Consider the following 19,887-nt stretch of genomic DNA (forward strand, 5'->3'; position numbering starts at 1 on the left):
TTTTTTGTCAATTATTACAAAGGAGGTTTCATTATGTTATCTAATGATGCTACTATTCAGAATATCAAGCATGAAATCCTGTATGAAGTTGCCAAGCTCGCATATGCAGGAAGGTTTGAAGAAGAAAAGGACGAACTGGCATACAAGATGTTTCCTGGTCCTAAAGCAAGATTCCGCTGTTGTGTATATAAAGAAAGAGAAATTGCAAGACAACGAATCCGCCTGGCAGAAGGCAAATGTCCAACAGAAAGTGACCATCCGGGTGCCAATAACATAATCCAGGTAATTGAAGCCGCATGTGCCGACTGTCCACTTTCTCACTATATCGTAACTGATAATTGCAGAAAATGTATGATGAAAGCCTGCCAGCAGGCATGTAAGTTCGGTGCTGTAAGCATGACAAGAGACAGAGCCTACATAGACCCTGACAAATGCAAGGAATGCGGCATGTGTGCCAAAGCCTGTCCATACAATGCAATCGCAGACCTCATAAGGCCATGTAAGAAAATCTGTCCAGCCAATGCTATTACAATGGATGAGAATGGCATCTGTGAAATAGATGAAAACAAATGTATCCAGTGCGGACAGTGTATCCACGCCTGTCCATTCGGTGCTATCGGTTCTAAAACTGATATAGTTGATGTAATAAAGGCAATCGTAGACGGAAAGAAAGTCGTTGCCATGGTAGCACCTGCTGTTGAAGGACAGTTTGGAGACACAATAACAATGAGCAGCATCCGCACAGCATGCAAGAAGCTGGGCTTTAATGATATGTATGAGGTAGGTCTTGGCGGAGACCTTACTGCACAGGCCGAGGCAGAAGAATGGCTTGAAGCAGCTAAAGAAGGAAAGAAGCTTACAACCTCATGCTGTCCTGCATTTGTTAATCTGATTAAGAAACAGTATCCTGAGCTTGCAGAACATATATCAACAACTATATCCCCTATGTTTGCACTTTCAAGACTTCTTAAGTCAGAAGATCCTGATACAATAACCGTATTTATCGGACCATGTATAGCCAAGAAGAATGAAAAGCAGGAATATAAGGGTCAGGGAAATGCTGATTTCGTACTTACACTCGGTGAATTCAGAGCAATGATGCGGGCTAAAGAAGTAGTTCTTGAGCCTGAGGAAAACAGCGACCAGCAGGCAAGCATATATGGTAAAAGATTCGGTAACGGAGGCGGTGTTTCCGCTGCTGTTGCACAATGTATGCGTGAAGCAGGTGCTGACCCTGATAAATTCAATATAGAAAAATGCTCAGGTGCTGCCGAATGTAAGAAAGCACTTACACTTCTTAAAGTAGGAAAACTCCCCGCAGATTTCATTGAGGGAATGGTATGTGAAGGCGGCTGTGTTGGTGGACCAAGCCGTCACAGAAGCGGAAAGAATCCTGTTCTTGCTGCCAAAGACCGTGACAAGCTGCTCGCCGAAGCAGACAACCGTAATGTTTCAGACAACTTAAGTAAATATGACTTAACAGCATTTTCAATGCACAAATAAAATTAACGCAAAATAGCGTTGGCAATATTCACATTGTCAACGCTATTTTTTTAGTGCTGCTTTTAAAGTAAGCACAACAAGTTTTTCAAATATCACACTCAATACAACAATTATAACCGTCCACGCCAGCAAATCATCCGTATCAAGATATATTTTCGACATATAAAGCATTTGTCCAACAGAACCTTTGGGCATTCCGATAATCTCTGCTGCCACTCCTGCTTTCCAAGCCATACCAGCAGTAACTCTTCCTGCTGATATAAGATAAGGTGAAAGCTGTGGCATGATAATATAACGTATTCTGCGAATCCAAGGAATATGAAATACATCTGCCATTTCCCTAATGCCTTTATCAGTACTTCTAAGACCGGTCAGTGTATTCTGGTATATAACAGGCACAACTATTAAAAATGCAATGAACACCGACAGGTTCTTTGCCGTAAACCATATAAGACATATAACCACAAAAGACGCAACAGGTACTGCCTTAATTGTAACCATCCACGGCCACAGAATATATTCAACAGGCTTACATATATATGCAAGCACTGCACATATAATTCCACACAATAATCCTGCGAGAAATCCACCGACAATATGATACATTGTAAACCACACAGTTCCTGCAAAATCCGGTTCATGCCATATAGTAAATAATCTGCCAAGCACCTGTACCGGTGTCACTAATAATATCGGTGAATCAATCTTTAGCGCAGCTATTTCCCATAAAATAAGTGCCAGCATAACTGCCAGCACTTTATATATTACATTCAATATCTTCTTATTAATATTCATAATAGAAATCATCTTTCGGCATACTGCCACCTACCGACTTAGGATTCTGGTCATATAACACCTGTAAGAACCCTTCTAGTGCACTTCTCATGTTATTATTAATATAGCATACAATATGGCACTTAGGAAGAGCCTTCTTAGCTATTGCTTCTGATGCAACAATTCCATACTCAGCAATAAGCTGTGCTGTCTCATCAATATTGCTTGAAGTATATGCAACACTTTCGTTATATTCATCAATGAACTTCTTAAGCTGTTCTGGATATTTTTCAGCAAATTCTTTTCTTACAACAATTACACCTGTAACAATCTTAGAATTATTATTAATCTTCTCCCATGCTTCATTAAGATCCATAACAACTCTTAAACCACTAATCTGGGCACTTGCTGCTGTAACAAAAGGCTGTGGAAGAACAGCAATTGCACCATCTTCTGACTTTAACTTAGAAAGTGCTTCTGTTGTATCTGAACACCACACAATATCAACATCTTTATCAGCATCAAGGCCGTTACCTGAAAGAATATATCTTATGGTATATTCCGGCACTGCACCCATTCCTGTAGCATATATAGTCTTACCCTTAAGGTCGCTGATACTGTTGACAGTGTTGCCTCTTTCTACAAGATTAAGAACTCCAAGTGTATTAACAGCAACAACCTGGACCTTGCCTTCCGTCTTATTATATATATTAGCTGCAAGATTAGATGGTACAGCCGCTATATCAATCTCTCCGGTTGCAAGTGGTGTTACAAATGCAGATGCATCCGTAGCAAAATCTTCAAATGCATATGTGTTCTTAGTATTGCCATTCTCTGAATCTTTACGCAGCTTAACCATTCCCATTGCTGTAGGTCCTGCCATAGCTCCGATTCTTATTGTTGTTGTCTCTTCTGTCTGTCTACCGCCTTCGTTATTGGCTGATTTTCCTGCACATGCTGCAAATGAAAATACCATAATAACCGAAAGCATAACTGCTAGTAATTTCTTCAACTTATTATTCTCCTGATATATTTAATTAGTATTCCATGAACTCCTGTATATCCCTTAATACATCCTCAATCTCGCCGTCTCCATCATTAATTGTAAGCTGTAATGGTTTACTGATATCCAGACTGAACAAACCAACTAATGATTTGCCATCTACACAGCTATATCCTGATTCAACATCAAACCCACATGAGTACTTACTAATTGTACTTACAAACCTTTGAACCTTCTCCACAGAATCCAAAAGAATCATCACTGTCAGCATATTATCTCCTCCGCTTCCTCATATTGTAATTCCCATATCAGAGACTAATATACACCATAAAACTTATAAAAACAACCATTAACTAAGACTAAAATATGGCACGGATGCCACAGAAAACGCTTATCTAAGCCGTTTTCATATCATCCATGCCATATTCTGATAATCATAAATTAGAGATTAGTATATCCCATAAGGTAGTAATCAACTGCTCTTGCACAGTCTCTTCCCTGTCTTATAGCTTTCACAACGAGTGACTGTCCTGTATGCATATCTCCTGCTGTAAATACACCCGGTACACTTGTTTCAAATCCGTCTTCTGCTGTCTTTACATTAGTTCTTTCTGTAAGTTCAACTCCAAATGCGTCTGTGACATATTTCTGTGAGCCCAAGAAACCTGCTGCTATCAGTACAAGCTCACATGGAAGCTCTGCTTCTGTTCCCTCCACAGGGATCATCATTCTTCTTCCTGTCTTTTCATCAGTCTTAGACTCAAGCTTTACTGTAACAACACTTGTAAGATTACCCTTCTTATCCTTCTTGAATTCCTTAACTGTAGTTGTATATATTCTTGGATCATGTCCGAATACTGCAATTGCTTCTTCCTGACCGTAATCTGTCTTGCAGACTAAAGGCCACTGTGGCCAAGGATTGTTCTCCGCACGCTCATCTGGTGCTTTTGGCATCATCTCAAGCTGTGTTACCGACTTACAGCCGTGTCTTATACATGTTCCGACACAGTCATTACCTGTATCACCACCACCGATAACGATAACATTTTTATCCTTTGCAGAAATGTATCTGCCATCCTTAAGTCCTGAATCAAGAAGACTCTTTGTAGTTGCTGTAAGGAAATCTACTGCAAAGTATATTCCATTGGCATCTCTTCCAGGAGCATTGATATCTCTTGGATTAGCAGCACCACACGCAAGTACTACAGCATCATAATCTGCCATAAGCTTCTTAGCCTTAATGTTCTCACCAACATTTGCATTAGTTACGAACTCAATGCCTTCTTCCTTCATAATATCAAGCTTTCTGTCAATTATATGCTTTTCAAGCTTCATATTAGGAATGCCATATCTTAAAAGTCCACCGATACGGTCAGCTCTTTCATATACAGTAACACTGTGTCCTCTCTGATTTAACTGGTCTGCTACAGCAAGTCCGGCAGGGCCTGAACCTACTACAGCAATTCTCTTCTTAGTTCTTACCTTAGGAGGATTTGCTTTCGCATAACCTTTGGCATACGCATGCTCAATAATTGCCATTTCATTCTCTTTGGTACATACTGCCTTGCCATTAAGTCCGCATGTACATGCTTTCTCACAGAGTGCAGGACACACACGGCTTGTAAATTCAGGGAAGTTACTTGTCTTGTGTAACCTGTGATATGCCTGTTCCCAGTTTCCTGTGTAAAGAAGATCATTCCATTCCGGAATAAGATTATTAAGAGGACATCCGCTAGTCATTCCCTTTATTGTCATACCAGACTGGCAGAATGGTACGCCACAATCCATGCAGCGTGAACTCTGCTTTCTCTGCTCATCTTCTGACAGAGGTGTATGAAATTCATTAAAATTCTTTATTCTTTCCTTAGGTGAAACCGCTGTGGCTTCAACTCTTTCATAGTCTAAAAATCCTGTTGGCTTTCCCATGGTTAGCTCCTTTCATGTATGTTATAAACTTGCACTGTCCCTACGGGTGCACTTCCAAAAGCTTCGCTTTTGTCAGTCGCGACTGCGTCGCCTATGCAAGATACAGAACAAGTACAGCTGCAGGTAAACCTGCACTGTCCTTTTTCTACATCTTGCGCACCCTACTTGGTAGCCGCATAGAATGCTTCTATCTGAGCCTGTTCGCTGCTAAGTCCTTTTTCTTCCATCTGTACTATCATGTTAAGCATCTTCTTATAATCATGTGGCATGATTTTCTTGAACTTTGGAAGATATTCTCCGAAGTTATCAAGTATTTCCTTGCCCTTCTTAGAATTAGTATAAGCAACATGTTCTGTTATAAGCTGCTTTAACTCAAGGACATCATATTTGTTAGAAACTGCTTCCATTGAAACGAGCTGCTTATTAACTCTCTTGTAAAGACTTGTGTCTTCATCAAGAACATAAGCAATTCCACCGCTCATACCAGCAGCAAAGTTCTTGCCAGTCTTGCCTAAGACTACTACTGTACCACCTGTCATATATTCACAGCCGTGGTCACCAGTTCCCTCAACAACTGCTGTTGCACCTGAATTTCTTACACAGAATCTTTCTCCGGCAACACCATTGATGAACGCCTTACCACTTGTAGCACCATATAATGCAACATTACCGATGATGATATTTTCGTCTTCCTTATAAGTACTTCCTGTTGGTGGATATACAATAAGCTTTCCACCTGAAAGTCCCTTACCAAAGTAATCGTTACTATCACCTACAAGTTCAAGTGTAAGTCCCTTAGGAATAAATGCACCAAAGCTCTGTCCGCCTGCGCCATTACATTTTACTGTATATGTATCATCATCAAGCTTATCATCAAATCTTCTTGTAATCTCAGCGCCAAGAAGTGTTCCTAATGTACGGTCTGTATTGGCAACATCGATTTCAAGACTTCTCTTGCTTCCTGTCTCCATGGCAGATTCGAACTTCTTAAGTAAAATCTTTTCATCAACTGTCTTCTCAAGTTCGAAATCAAATACATTTTTCTTATCATAATGTATCTTTGTCTGCTTAACATATGGATTGTCAAGAATCTGTGATAAATCAATCTCTGCTGAACGTCCGCTCTTGGCAACATTCTTCTGCTCAAGCAAATCTGTTCTTCCTACCAGCTCATCAAGTGTCTTAATTCCTAAGTCAGCCATTATCTCACGGAGTTCCTGTGCAATGAATCTCATGAAATTAACAACATATTCTGGCTTACCTGTAAATCTCTTACGAAGCTCAGGATTCTGTGTTGCAACACCAACAGGGCATGTATCAAGGTTACATACTCTCATCATTACGCAGCCCATAGTTACAAGTGGAGCTGTTGCAAATCCGAATTCCTCTGCACCAAGCATTGCTGCGATAGCAACGTCTCTTCCGCTCATTAACTTACCATCTGTCTCAATAATAACCTTATTACGCAGTCCGTTCATTGTAAGTGTCTGATGTGCCTCTGCAAGACCTAATTCCCATGGAAGTCCGGCATTATGTATAGAGCTTCTTGGAGCTGCACCAGTACCTCCGTCATAACCAGAAATAAGAATTACCTGTGCGCCCGCCTTGGCAACACCTGATGCAACTGTACCAACACCAGCTTCTGAAACAAGCTTGACTGATATTCTTGCATTCTTGTTAGCATTCTTAAGGTCGTATATAAGCTGTGCCAGATCCTCGATTGAATATATATCATGATGTGGTGGTGGTGAAATAAGCGCAACACCCGGAGTTGAAAGACGAGTCTTTGCAATCCAAGGATACACCTTCTTTCCTGGAAGATGTCCACCTTCACCCGGCTTAGCGCCCTGTGCCATCTTAATCTGAATCTCCTGTGCGCTTACAAGGTATCTAGAAGTAACGCCGAATCTTCCTGATGCAACCTGCTTGATTGCAGAGCATCTGTTAAGACCATCCGGACCAACCTTTAATCTGTCAATGTCCTCTCCACCTTCACCTGAGTTAGACTTACCATGAAGCATGTTCATGGCAATAGCCATAGTTTCATGTGCCTCTCTTGATATTGAACCATATGACATAGCACCAGTCTTGAATCTTCTTACGATAGAATCAACACTTTCAACCTCATCAATGCTGATTCCCTTCTTAGGGAACTTAATGTTCATAAGACCTCTTAAGTTCTTAACGCCCTCTTCCTTATTAACAAGAGCTGTATATTCCTTAAATGTCTTGTAATCTCCTGTTCTTGTAGCAAGCTGTAACAAATGTATTGTCTGTGGGTTATACAGATGTTCTTCCTTGCCGCTTCTCATCTTATGAGCGCCTGAGCTGTCAAGAGTAGTATCTGTAGAAAGTCCAAGTGGATCAAATGCCTTAGAGTGAAGTGTCTCAACATCTTCCTGAATATCCTTTAGTGACACGCCTTCAATTCTTGAAACTGTACCCTTAAAGTATTTATCTATAACATCTGAATTAATTCCAATTGCCTCAAATATCTTAGCACCCTGATATGACTGGATTGTTGAAATACCCATCTTGGCAGCAATCTTAACAATACCTGTGATAATTGCCTTATTGTAATCATCAACTGCTGCATAATAATCCTTGTCAAGCATATTAAGGTCGATAAGCTCCTGAATACTCTCCTGTGCAAGATATGGGTTAATTGCAGAAGCACCATATCCAAGAAGAGTCGCAAAATGATGGACATCTCTTGGCTCACCACTCTCTAAGATTACAGCCATGCTTGTTCTCTTCTTAGTCTGTACAAGATACTGCTGTAATGCAGCAACCGCAAGTAATGAAGGAATAGCAACATGGTTCTCATCAACACCTCTGTCTGAAAGAATAATGATATTAGCACCTTCTCTGTGTGCTCTGTCAACCTCAACAAATAAGTGGTCGATAGCTCTTTCAAGTGAAGTATTCTTGTAATATATAATAGGAATAGTCTCTACCTTAAATCCTTCAACATTCATATTCTTAATTTTAAGAAGGTCTGTGTTAGTAAGGATTGGATCATTAATTCTTAACTGTTTGCAATTCTCAGCCTTTTCCTCAAGAATATTACCCTCTGTTCCAAGATAAACAGTTGTTGATGTAACAACCTTCTCTCTTATTGAATCAATTGGTGGGTTAGTAACCTGTGCAAATAACTGTTTGAAATAATTAAACAGTGGCTGATGCTTATTAGAAAGTACTGCAAGTGGAGTATCAATACCCATAGCACCTGTCTGCTCTGTTCCGTTAAGAGCCATAGGAAGTATTGATGTCTTGAAATCCTCGTATGTATAGCCAAATGCTTTCTGGAGTCTTGCTCTTTCTTCCTTAGTATGAACAGGAACCTTCTTGTTAGGAATCTTTAAATCCTTAAGCTGTATAAGATTGCTGTCAAGCCACTCACCATAAGGGTTCTTAGTTGCATATTCTTCCTTAAGCTTATCATCCTCTATAAGTTCGCCCTTAACTGTATCTATAAGAAGCATTTTTCCAGGTCTTAATCTGTCCTTTAACTTAATTCTGCTCTCTGGGATTGGAAGCGCTCCAACCTCTGAAGAAAGAATAAGATAACCATCGTTAGTAATATAATATCTTGAAGGACGAAGACCGTTACGGTCAAGCACTGCTCCAAAGTAGTCTCCATCTGTAAATGCGATAGAAGCCGGACCATCCCAAGGCTCCATCATTGTTGCATAATACTGGTAGAAGTCCTTCTTCTCCTGTGCCATTGCACCATTGTTAATCCAAGGCTCAGGAATTGTAATCATAACAGCAAGTGGAAGCGGCATGCCGTTCATAACAAAGAACTCAAGTGTGTTATCTAACATTGCTGAATCCGAACCGTTAGTATTAACAACCGGAGTAATCTTTGACATCTCATCTTCAAGATATGGAGATGTCATTGTCTCTTCTCTTGCTAACATTCTGTCGGCATTACCCTTGATAGTATTAATCTCACCGTTATGTACCATGAATCTGTTAGGATGAGCTCTCTCCCAGCTTGGGTTAGTGTTAGTTGAGAATCTTGAATGAACAAGTGCAATAGCTGACTCATAATCAGGATTTTCAAGGTCACCAAAGAACTGACGAAGCTGTCCTACAAGGAACATACCTTTGTATACAATCGTTCTGCTTGATAATGAACATACGTAAGTTGTATCTTCTGCTGTCTGCTCAAATACTCGTCTTGCAACATAAAGTCTTCTGTCAAACTCAATTCCTTTAGCTGCATTAGCAGGTCTTTTTACAAATCCCTGCATGATATATGGCATACAGTCAACCGCCTTTTTACCAAGAACATTAGGAAATGTTGGAACATCTCTCCAACCTAAGAATTCAAGTCCTTCCTTCTCAACAATGATTTCGAACATCTTCTTGGCTCTGTTTCTTGCCAGTTCATCCTGTGGGAAGAAAAACATTCCAACGCCATAATCGCGCTCATCTCCAAGCTCAATTCCTAATGGCTTTACGGCTTTCTTAAAGAATTTGTGTGATATCTGAAGAAGGATACCAACACCATCACCAGTCTTTCCTTCTGCATCTTTACCAGCTCTATGCTCAAGATTTTCTACAATGCTTAAAGCATCAGATACTGTCTGATGTGTCTTAATTCCATTAATACTTACAATAGCTCCGATACCACAGGCATCATGCTCAAGTTCAGATCTGTAAAGACCAGGCTGTTTGATTTCATTTTCCATAAGTCTAATCATCCTTTCGTATATTCTAAAGCTTTGCTTGCACATAATATACTCCTGTTTTATGGATTTTGTAAATATTTTTTTGCCGCAATTGTCTGATAATTTGACTATTACTATTGTTTATTATAATTATCAGACAATTACACAATTTGTCACAATATTATCTCTTAAAATGTAATATTATCTTTATTTATCATTATATGTTTCACACTTAATCCCTGCCTGTTTTTAAGCATAGAAGTTGAATTGTTTCTAAATTGTGTATGATTTTTACCTGTCGGCGTAAAATTAGTAAAAAAATAAAGTGACAAAACCCAACGTACTAATTTACAAGGTTTTATCACTTTATATTATTAATGATTATCTATTAGTTATTAGCAGGTACTCCTCCTATCAGGAAATCAACCGCTTTCTCCTTAACAGAAAACTTTATTTCTGTATGTTCTCCACCATATTCACCATCAAGTGTCCATGATACAGGCTGTGGTGATTCGAACCTTACAGAGCTGGTCTTCCATGTGCATACCCAGTCACATTTACTAAGGTCTTTAGTTATAAAAGCATTAATAAGCGACTGGACTGCTATAGGATTGTTAAGCTCTCTTATCAGGGTAACTTCAAATAATCCATCCTGCAGATTAACATCATTGCCGGTAAGATTCTTTATTCCACCAACTGAATCTGTATTGCTTATCATTCCATATACAAAATTGCCCTCAACATTCATCTCCTCAGAATATACACGCATATACTGTGGTTTAATAGTTGATAAGCTTCTGACTGCTTCAATTACATAAGCCTGATGTCCAAGTATATTCTTAAGATTCTGTGGAGTTCCATAAGAAACCCTTGTAAACGCCCCAAATGCAGCAACATAATTAAATGAGCGTTCTCCATTTACAATTCCTACATCACAAGGAAAATGTTTACCCTTTGCTATATTAACAGCGGCCTTCACCATATTTCTTGGAATTCCCAGACTCGCAGCAAAATCATTCGTTGTTCCACTAGGAATATACCCTATCGGCGGCTTCTCTCCTTTATACTTAAGAACAGCCGCAACCGTTTCATTAAGAGTACCATCTCCACCACTACATGTTATGACATCATACCTGCCTTCATTATCTAAAATGTGCTGATAGCCATCAAGCGGTGCCTTAGTCGGATATACAGTAATCTCATATCCAGCCTTAGAAAACACCTGTATTGTCTTCATCAGCTGATTCTTAATCTGAGCTTTTCCTGAGTTTGGATTAAAAACAAACAGCATCTTCATCATAATCACCTGTCCCATTTATCACATAATGCATTAATCTGATCTGTAAACTTAGCCAGATCTTTATTCGTACCACCCTCATTGTGTGTAATAACTGTCATGAGACGCTTTCCAGCAGCAACAAGTCTGTCAAATACAGTTTTACCACGCTGTGTACTCGTCGTTCTTCTAGTCTTTCTTTCCTTAACTCCTTCAGAGATAACTCTGTCTGCAATAAGATCATAACTTCCACCTGTATATGGTGCCATGGCATCATAACCATATTCTTCTTTAAGACACTCCGTAAACTCGTCACACACACTGTCTTCGCCATGCACAACAAACACCTTTTTAGGCTTTGTGTCAAATGCATTAATCCAACAAAGAAGCCCATCTTTATCAGCATGACCACTTGAACCCTTAAGCTGTACAATCTCTGCCTTTATCTGTATCGGTTCGCCAAAAAGTTTAATCTCCTCTGCACCATCAACTATTATACGGCCTGTTGTTCCAACAGCCTGATAACCAACAAATACAATTGTACACTCTGGTCTCCACAAATTATGCTTCAAATGATGTCTTATTCTTCCTGCTTCACACATACCTGATGAAGAAATAATAACCTTAGGATTAGGATCAAAGTTAATCTGCTTTGATTCATCTCCCGTAGTTGCATACTTAAGCCCTGGAAATGAAAGCGGATTAATCCCCTTTCTTACAAGTTCTACTGCCTCATCATCAAAGCAGCTCTCCACATTCTTAATAAATATGTTCGTCGCTTCAATAGCAAGTGGACTATCCATATATACATCAAAATCTCTGCCAACGAGATTATCTTCTTTAATCTTTCTTATGATATAAAGCAGTTCCTGAGTTCTTCCTACTGCAAAGGACGGAATAACAACATTACCGCCTCTTTCAAATGTTCTCTTAAATATATCAGTTAAATCTTCCACATAATTAGGAGTTCCTCCGTGGCTTCTGTTACCATAAGTTGACTCCATAACTACATAGTCGGCATCCCTGACATGCTTCGGGTCTTTAATTATCGGCTTGTTAATATTACCTATATCACCCGAAAACACAATCTTCTCTGTTACATCACCATTCTCTGTCTTCTCTGTTGCCCATACCTCGATACTCGCTGAACCAAGAAGATGTCCAACATCTGTGAATCTAATCTTAATTCCTTCTGCAATATCATATACCCTGTCATACTCACAGCCTACGAACTGCTTGCAGACATTAACTGCTGCATCCATATCATACAGTGGAACAAATTCCTTGAGTTTTCCTCCTGATCTGGCAGCCTTCCGGTTTCTCCATTCAGCTTCAAACATCTGAATATGTGCGCTGTCTCTTAACATTATCTCACACAGCTGTGCCGTAGCTGATGTTGAATACACCTGTCCCCTGAATCCATTCACATACATAAGAGGAATCAGACCTGAATGGTCAATGTGTGCATGCGTCAGCAATATGCAATCCACATCAGATGCTGCAATAGGAAGTTCCTGGTTTTCATATACATCATTGCCCTGTTCCATACCGCAGTCTACAAGAATATTAAGACCTGCCGCCTGTAAGAAATGACAGCTTCCTGTTACCTCATGATCCGCGCCTAAAAATGTTAGTTTCATAATATGCCTCATTTCCGCGTCAACGCTATTTTTTCACGATATTTCTGATGTAATTGTAACATTTTCCTATGTAAAATTAAATACAATCATATATAAAAATTGTATTAATTCTCTGTATATTCTATATCCGTAAATGTAACATCCGCATTTCTCGAAACGAAGAATCCTGCGTATACATGCTTAGGGTCTACGGCTGTCAGCTTAAAATCAAATCCGCCTGTTAAGAACTCTCCATCGCCTAATTTTACTGCATATCCGTCCGGATTAGACTTTATACATGCTTCTACTGTATCACCCGGCTTAAGTTCTCTTCCTGTCACGCTTCCCTGCATAAGTTCGCTGTTCTTTCTTGCAAAACAGCTCCATGCCTGGTCTTTATAAGTAAGGTTAAGTGGTGCTGCCGCTATATAATCGCCAAGTACATCAGGCATTTTCTTATCAATATACATGTCATCTCTTACCATAAGCCCAAATGACACCTGATTGTTATAGAAATAATCATTAATTGTCATCTTAGCCTTAAGGGTAAAGTTCACATTTACAGGAATCTTCTTATAGTACATTGCAATTCCGTCTGTAACAGTAGATATCTTGCCATCATTATTCTTAACCGCGATGTGTATTCCCCCTGGAACTTCTTCAAGTATATAATTATCAGATTCCGTTGGCAGAGTTGTAACATCACCGAATACTGTGCCTTTGAATCCATATGCATCTTTGAAGTTCTTGCTGTCAGCAAGCTTATCGCTGAACACTACCGGCTTGTATGAAGCATTTTTTTCAAGATATCTGTTCTTGTCTGGAAGCGGTTCATCTGCCCTTATATTAACTATATTCTCTGATAATCCTGATATTCCAGCCTTTTCAAGCTCCTGCATAACAAGGAAAGCATTAACCCTGCCGCCCCATATATTAGTGTGTGTATTGTCAACACTTACTTCTTTATTAGATGGCCATGCGTGAAGATAAATTGTCTCTTTTGGTCCTAACTCTTCATATAAAGCCTTTGTCTTTTCAGTCATATCAACACAGACGATTCCAAGGTCTCTTGCAAGGTCACGGACTGCCTGTGGATAGTCTCCTCCCTTAAACTGTGCAGCGTCATCAGTTATATGAAGTTCCTGCTTTGTCCACTCTCCTGTTGCAGTTCTTCTTACAATAGGTGTACACAGTATTGGTGTACATGAAACATCAAGTGCCGGCTTAATATAATTGTCATATAATGATGCTGCAAATGTGCCTTTCTTATCCCTGCCGCCTATCGGGCTTGTATATCTTCCTGTCTCTGTTTTCTCATCATTATGTCCAAATCCGATTATAAGAAAATCTCCTGCTTTCATGCCTGCAAGAAGTTCCTTATAATTCTCTTCCTTAGTAAAGCTTAAGCTGCTTCTTCCTGAAAGTGCAAGATTATTAACCTGCACCTTGCTGTTAAGATAACAGCCAAGCTTGGTTCCGTATCCATATCTTGGATAATAGTATTTGTCATAAAAAGAGCTTAATGTTGAATCACCAACAACCCATAATGTACTCATCGTATGTCACCTCGTTTTAAATATATGTGTTATCATCAATATGTCTTATTAAGGTAGTTTTCGCGGAGGTGTTCCTCCATCGCAGCTATCTCTTTCTCGAACTCTCTGGCAGATATAAGCAGGCATCCCTGTCCTCTTATAATTACCTGTTCTACACCATCTGATGTTGCCACCGTTACATTATATTTCTTTCCATTCTCATGTGCAAATTTTTCTATATAATGGTCAGCAGTCTCTGCTGTCTTCGTAAATACCACATGAATATTATGAAAATCAATAAACTCCTCATCATGTCCCGGAACTCTGTATGCGTCAAATACCGCAATCAGTTCGCATCCCTTCATCGCCTGATAATTACACAGTATATCAAGCAGCCTGCCTCTTGCACTGTCAAGATTGACCTGTGCAAGCTCTGATAGCTCCTTAAATGCATGTATTATATTATATCCGTCAACAAGAAGAAAACTCTTCTTATCTGGATTATATTCAGGTGCTTTAGGAGGGTTTTTAACATTGGCTTTACCGCCTGTAACATATCTTCCAACTGCTGTGTCAGCTTTTCTTTTCGATAACTTTCTTCTTTCATTATCGCCTCTGCTGTTAGAAAAATATGTTTCGTTCAAGATTCTGTCTACCTCGTCTGTTCCAATCCACTCGTCAGACACTGTTCTTGAAGCCTGCTTTGCCGTAAGCTTGACCTCCCTGTCAGACTGTCCACCGGCAACCCCGGAATCCGTCACGGCTATCTCGACATGTGCATGCTCTCTTACTTCATTCCACGGCACAACATATCCCGAACCGCCTGCACAGAATACTGAATCTACCGGATTTCTTGTATCACGCTCAGGCTCATATCCGAATCGTTCAATAACCTCTTCTGTATTATGGCATGGTCTGTAGCCTGCCATCTTAAGAGCAAGTCTGCCTGTTCCCTTGGTATAGGCATTAACCTCTGCCTGATAATTACCAATCACTGAAACCGGACCTTCACCTGTGATAACAACATTATCACCATCAGCCTCCTGCATGTTAAATGCTGCACCCATTCTCTCGAAGTCGGTCATTGCCCTGCCGACATAATCTCTCTTTACCTCAAGTGAAAATGCGTAGAATGGCTCTAACAATACTGATTCTGCCTGCATAAGCCCCTGCCTTACAGCTCTGTAGGTTGCCTGCCTGAAATCTCCGCCTTCCGTATGCTTTGGATGCGCCCTTCCTGCAACCAGCGTAATCTTCATGTCCGTGAGTTCAGAACCTGTAAGCACTCCTCTATGCATTTTTTCACACAAATGTGTATACACAAGCCTCTGCCAGTTCTTATCAAGTATATCCTCACTGCAATGACATTCGTATCTCATGCCGCTTCCCGGCTCACCCGGTTCAAGCAGCAGATGAACCTCAGCATAATGTCTTAAAGGCTCGAAATGTCCGATTCCATACGCCTTATTCTTAATTGTCTCTTTATATACAATGCTTCCTTCACCAAATGTTACATCTACACCAAATCTTGTCTTAATAATATTGGTCAGCACCTCAATAAGCACCGGACCCATTACGCTTACATGTATTTCTTTGAAGTTCTCATCCCATTCAACATGAAGTTCAGGTTCTTCCTCCTCGAGTGTACGAAGCTTTGAAAGAAGTGCCACCGGGTCTGCTCCTGTCGGAGGATTAAGCTTGTAATTAAGTACCGGCTCAAGCACAGGTATATTATCCTCTCCGCCTGCTCCGATAAACTGACCTGCCTTAGTCTCTGAAAGTCCTGTCACAGCACAGACAGTTCCGGCAGATACTTCATTAATGCTTGTAAACTTATCTCCTGCATAGACTCTTATCTGGTTGACCTTCTCATTGCCAATAAGCATTTTTGATTTTAAAGAACCACCGCATACTTTAAGATGTGTAAGTCTTTCTCCTCTGTCATCTCTTGTAATCTTATACACCTTTGCCGAGAACTCTTCGCCGTAATCAGGACAGCTTACATATGTATCAATTCCATTTATAAGTTCCTCAACTCCGTTCATTCTGAGTGCCGAACCAAAATATACAGGAAACATTTTTCTTTCCATAATCATGCGGCTCATAAGGGCATCATCAACATGTGCAGATTCAAGAAACTGCTCAAGCGCCTCTTCATGGCACATTGCAACTTCTTCGTAATCTATATTATTAAAATCCACACATGACTCTGACAGCCTGTTCTTTAGCTGCTCCATAATTCTTGCCCTGTTCGTTCCCTGCTGGTCCATCTTATTGACAAATATAAATACCGGAATTCCAAGTCTTTTAAGCAGACTCCACAGCGTCTCGGTATGTCCCTGTACTCCGTCCATTCCGCTTATTACAAGAACCGCTGCGTCAAGCACCCACAACGTTCTCTCTGTCTCAGCCGAGAAATCAACATGCCCTGGTGTATCAAGCAGCGTGTATGAACTTCCGTTATAATTATAAGCCGCCTGCTTTGAGAATATGGTGATTCCTCTTGCTCTCTCCATATCCCCTGTATCAAGAAATGTATCCTGATTATCAACTCGTCCTAATTTTCTTATGCTTCCCGCACTATATAGTATCGCCTCTGACAGCGTCGTCTTTCCTGCATCAACATGTGCCAGCATGCCGATTGTTATCGGATTACTATGTGCCATATCATTTCCTTTCTCCAAGTTTTATTCCATGCCTTCTTTAAGCCATCTCGCAATATTGGTAAAATCAATCTTAAGTTCTCCATTATATATATTCACCGGAACCGGCTTATCAAATCCATATATCACCGGATATACATCACTCTCAAAGAAATACACAAGGACCTTCTCCTGCGCAAAGTCCAGTATCCAGTATTCACGCACTCCAGCCTCCATATACTTGGAAAGCTTCAATGCATAATCCTTCTTCTTGGTAGACGAAGAAACGACTTCCACAACAAAATCCGGTGCACCATATATACCAAATCTCTTAATCTTAGATGTATCGCATACTATTCCTACGTCCGGCTGAACCATAGTCCTCTCATCACAATCAAGCTGTACATCTACAGGTGCTATAAATGGACGACAGTTTCCACCATATTCCATAATATAATTAGCAATCTGCCTGTGAATCTCTCCACCAATTGACTGATGTCCGAAAGTCGGCGAAGCCATATCATAAAAGTATCCGTCAATCAGCTCCACTCTCTGTTCATCAGGCAGTGCCCTGTAATCATCAATAGTGTATTCACCATTCTTTCTTGCCTTATATAATCCACCTGGCTCCCTTACTTCTAACTGTTCATTAAAAACCTGTTCCAGTGCTGTAAGAGTATCATATCGCGGACTCTCTGTTTCCCCAGAAAAAATCTTCTGCACTGTTCCCAGAGGCACCCCAGACAATTCAGCAATCTTGGCATATGAATATCCTTTTTCCTTCTTCTTCTCTTTCATCTCATTAATTGTCATATAACCCTCTCCAATCAAAACATGAATATCCGTACATGATTAAATATAATTTCTATACTCATTATAAGAGTTGTATATCCATTAGTCAACCAAAATATAGTAAATAAATATCCATTTTGTAACCGTTTTATTTCCATACTTACTGGTTGAAACTTAAATGATGTTAAATATCGCACTTGAGCTTAGCTCACTCACCACATGATTATTCAATAACCTACTAGATTGCCTTATCATCATAATTTCGTAGGTCATTTTTGCACTAAAAAAGAGTTTTATATTCTAAAAAACATACTAAATGACTCAGGTTTCATTAAATAGTAGGTTATTTCTTGGATTTTTCGTTGCGAATTGCTTGAAAAGCAGAAAAAACACCTACTAATCATGCGTAAAATGCAGTTATAGTAGGTGTTGGTATAGAAATTATTAAGGGTTATTCAACACGCCCATAAGGCTTGCAAGATTAACATCTACAATAGTAACCTGAAATTATATACTCTGATGGTTTAAATGTTTTTATGCCTTTTTTTGAAAAGAATACCTTAGGCAGCATTTTATTAGATCCAGGAAGCAGATTGTATACCATTTTCTTATAATCAGCATCACTCTTTCTATCCCCACTGCCCTAAATTATCTTTTTATCAGGCTTACTTTTTGCGTTAAAAACTGCAAGAAAATACTTGTCATCTACAAAGTAGAAATTATTTAAGGTTATTCAAACTCTTAATTCGTCAAATTAAACAAATTATTAAGCATATAACCTTATAAAAAACAATTTATTTGTGTATTTTTTCATATTTTATTGAATAACCTTTAAATAATACTTTATCAAAGCCCATGTTTGCATTATGTAATAATAATAAAATCTTTTTCATCATTTTTTGCATATCCAAACCTTAGTACTTCACAACTTGAAGATAATTTAAAGATCATAACACTGTCTTCCTGACTAAATCTCTTCTCATACTTATTCTTCAAATCACTGATTATATTATCTAATATTCTAGTGCTATTGTCAATTTCAAAAACCGAATACTGTATCCTGTGACCGAATTTAGACAAATATTTTGCAAAATTTGTTCTTAATTTATCATCCGAAATATCGTAACTTACTATTATCATTTTCACCTCTAATGAATTATAAACACAGGTATCTCACTTACACTTTTTCTTTTCATAAAAAATCTATAATATTGTTGAATGTATAAAAATATATCATCTTTATATTCCAATATTGCATTCATTAAGAACTGTATATATTGCGGATTAGACTTATATTTTAAGCACCATCTATTATTAATAACTTCGAAATCATTTTCTTTACATTGTCCAAGATTTATTGATTTTCTTACCTGATAATCAACAACCGGTCTTATTGGTTCCATCAAGTCACAAACCAATGATTTTCTCATGTAAAAGCATTTATGAAATACCCCGTAATATGTGTCAAATCCATAAACCTGCAATATGGCATCCACAATATTAAACAGCATGGTATATCCAATATCTAATGTTACATTTACATAATCATTTTTAATTCTTGGTTTTCTTCCTTTCCAATCAACATTATCAAATACTCTGGAAAAATACACTCTTGCAGCATTGCCTTCTATTCCCATTACCTCTAAATATTCCAATTGCTGTTCTAATTGAACTACCATTTTATCTAATAATTCAATGCCTTCTTTCATTATTTGATTCTTTCCTCTAATATTTTTTAATATTTGAGATTGATTCTTGATTTTATTCTGTTCTATTTTCCTGCCTATATCATTTTCTGTATATTCATACTGGTGCTTTCTTAACAAGGTATTTCCTTCCATCCTCGCTCCCAATATTTCATACACCTTAAATGTAGTAGTCATTAGGCATATAGAAAAGCCAAACTTTTTACTTCTCTGTATTAAACCACTTGTTATTGAGATATTACCAACTACACATATCATAAACAATCTGTAGCATGTTGATTGATATTTTATTCCTCCTTCTTTATTTTTCACTATTATGTTATCATTTAAAAATGATAATTTGTCACCTTCATTTGTAAATAAAAAAACTATCTGCTTCTTTTTAAAATCATTTGCATTTAACATATCAATCCCCCATATTTAAAGACCTGT

14 protein-coding genes are annotated in these 19,887 nt (G+C 38.8%); 1 reads left to right on the plus strand and 13 read right to left on the minus strand.

Annotated features, from left to right (window positions below; genetic code table 11):
• Nucleotides 1-33 precede the first annotated feature (33 nt).
• A complete protein-coding gene (locus GKE48_RS03325) occupies nucleotides 34-1,503 on the plus strand; it encodes a 4Fe-4S dicluster domain-containing protein (protein ID WP_012739633.1) in 1,470 nt (489 codons plus the stop codon).
• 42 nt (nucleotides 1,504-1,545) lie between these two features.
• Here GKE48_RS03325 and GKE48_RS03330 read toward each other — a convergent pair whose 3' ends face one another.
• The 13 genes from GKE48_RS03330 to cas1 all read right to left on the minus strand — a co-directional run bounded on the left by GKE48_RS03330 (nucleotide 1,546) and on the right by cas1 (nucleotide 19,860).
• Nucleotides 1,546-2,298 (minus strand): ABC transporter permease, encoded by a 753-nt coding sequence (locus GKE48_RS03330; protein ID WP_147604203.1) that lies wholly within the window; start codon nucleotides 2,296-2,298, stop codon nucleotides 1,546-1,548.
• Complete coding sequence (locus tag GKE48_RS03335) at nucleotides 2,288-3,289, minus strand: ABC transporter substrate-binding protein (protein WP_243138424.1); 1,002 nt, start codon at nucleotides 3,287-3,289, stop codon at nucleotides 2,288-2,290. The genes GKE48_RS03330 and GKE48_RS03335 overlap by 11 nt, the downstream gene beginning before the upstream one ends.
• A 25-nt stretch (nucleotides 3,290-3,314) precedes the next feature.
• The gene (locus GKE48_RS03340; RefSeq protein ID WP_118009267.1) at nucleotides 3,315-3,551 is read right to left on the minus strand and encodes an HPr family phosphocarrier protein; all 237 of its coding nucleotides are present in this window, start codon (nucleotides 3,549-3,551) and stop codon (nucleotides 3,315-3,317) included.
• Between the two features lie 170 nt (nucleotides 3,552-3,721).
• Nucleotides 3,722-5,206 carry a glutamate synthase subunit beta gene (locus GKE48_RS03345; protein WP_154300435.1) on the minus strand — a complete coding sequence of 495 codons (1,485 nt, stop codon included), beginning with the start codon at nucleotides 5,204-5,206 and terminating at the stop codon, nucleotides 3,722-3,724.
• Between the two features lie 161 nt (nucleotides 5,207-5,367).
• A complete protein-coding gene (gene gltB / locus GKE48_RS03350; RefSeq protein WP_243138425.1) occupies nucleotides 5,368-9,906 on the minus strand; it encodes a glutamate synthase large subunit in 4,539 nt (1,512 codons plus the stop codon).
• Nucleotides 9,907-10,273: 367 nt separating this feature from the next.
• Nucleotides 10,274-11,185: a diacylglycerol/lipid kinase family protein gene (locus tag GKE48_RS03355; protein WP_243138426.1), complete on the minus strand. Its 912-nt coding sequence runs from the start codon at nucleotides 11,183-11,185 to the stop codon at nucleotides 10,274-10,276.
• A 2-nt stretch (nucleotides 11,186-11,187) separates the two neighbouring features.
• Nucleotides 11,188-12,801 carry an MBL fold metallo-hydrolase RNA specificity domain-containing protein gene (locus GKE48_RS03360; protein ID WP_055286266.1) on the minus strand — a complete coding sequence of 538 codons (1,614 nt, stop codon included), beginning with the start codon at nucleotides 12,799-12,801 and terminating at the stop codon, nucleotides 11,188-11,190.
• 104 nt (nucleotides 12,802-12,905) lie between these two features.
• Nucleotides 12,906-14,336: an SGNH/GDSL hydrolase family protein gene (locus GKE48_RS03365; RefSeq protein WP_154300437.1), complete on the minus strand. Its 1,431-nt coding sequence runs from the start codon at nucleotides 14,334-14,336 to the stop codon at nucleotides 12,906-12,908.
• A 35-nt stretch (nucleotides 14,337-14,371) separates the two neighbouring features.
• Nucleotides 14,372-16,981, minus strand: a complete 2,610-nt coding sequence (locus GKE48_RS03370) for a translation factor GTPase family protein (protein ID WP_243138427.1) — start codon at nucleotides 16,979-16,981, stop codon at nucleotides 14,372-14,374.
• A 21-nt stretch (nucleotides 16,982-17,002) separates the two neighbouring features.
• A complete protein-coding gene (locus GKE48_RS03375) occupies nucleotides 17,003-17,770 on the minus strand; it encodes a Uma2 family endonuclease (protein ID WP_154300439.1) in 768 nt (255 codons plus the stop codon).
• A gap of 460 nt (nucleotides 17,771-18,230) precedes the next feature.
• Nucleotides 18,231-18,353 carry a hypothetical protein gene (locus GKE48_RS15150; RefSeq protein WP_416388731.1) on the minus strand — a complete coding sequence of 41 codons (123 nt, stop codon included), beginning with the start codon at nucleotides 18,351-18,353 and terminating at the stop codon, nucleotides 18,231-18,233.
• A gap of 260 nt (nucleotides 18,354-18,613) precedes the next feature.
• Nucleotides 18,614-18,889 (minus strand): CRISPR-associated endonuclease Cas2, encoded by a 276-nt coding sequence (cas2, locus tag GKE48_RS03380; RefSeq protein ID WP_055286275.1) that lies wholly within the window; start codon nucleotides 18,887-18,889, stop codon nucleotides 18,614-18,616.
• Between the two features lie 8 nt (nucleotides 18,890-18,897).
• A complete protein-coding gene (gene cas1 / locus GKE48_RS03385; RefSeq protein WP_154300440.1) occupies nucleotides 18,898-19,860 on the minus strand; it encodes a type V CRISPR-associated endonuclease Cas1 in 963 nt (320 codons plus the stop codon).
• Between the last annotated feature and the right edge of the window lie 27 nt (nucleotides 19,861-19,887).

The organism is Lachnospira eligens (assembly GCF_009680455.1).
GTDB lineage: Bacteria > Bacillota > Clostridia > Lachnospirales > Lachnospiraceae > Lachnospira > Lachnospira eligens_A.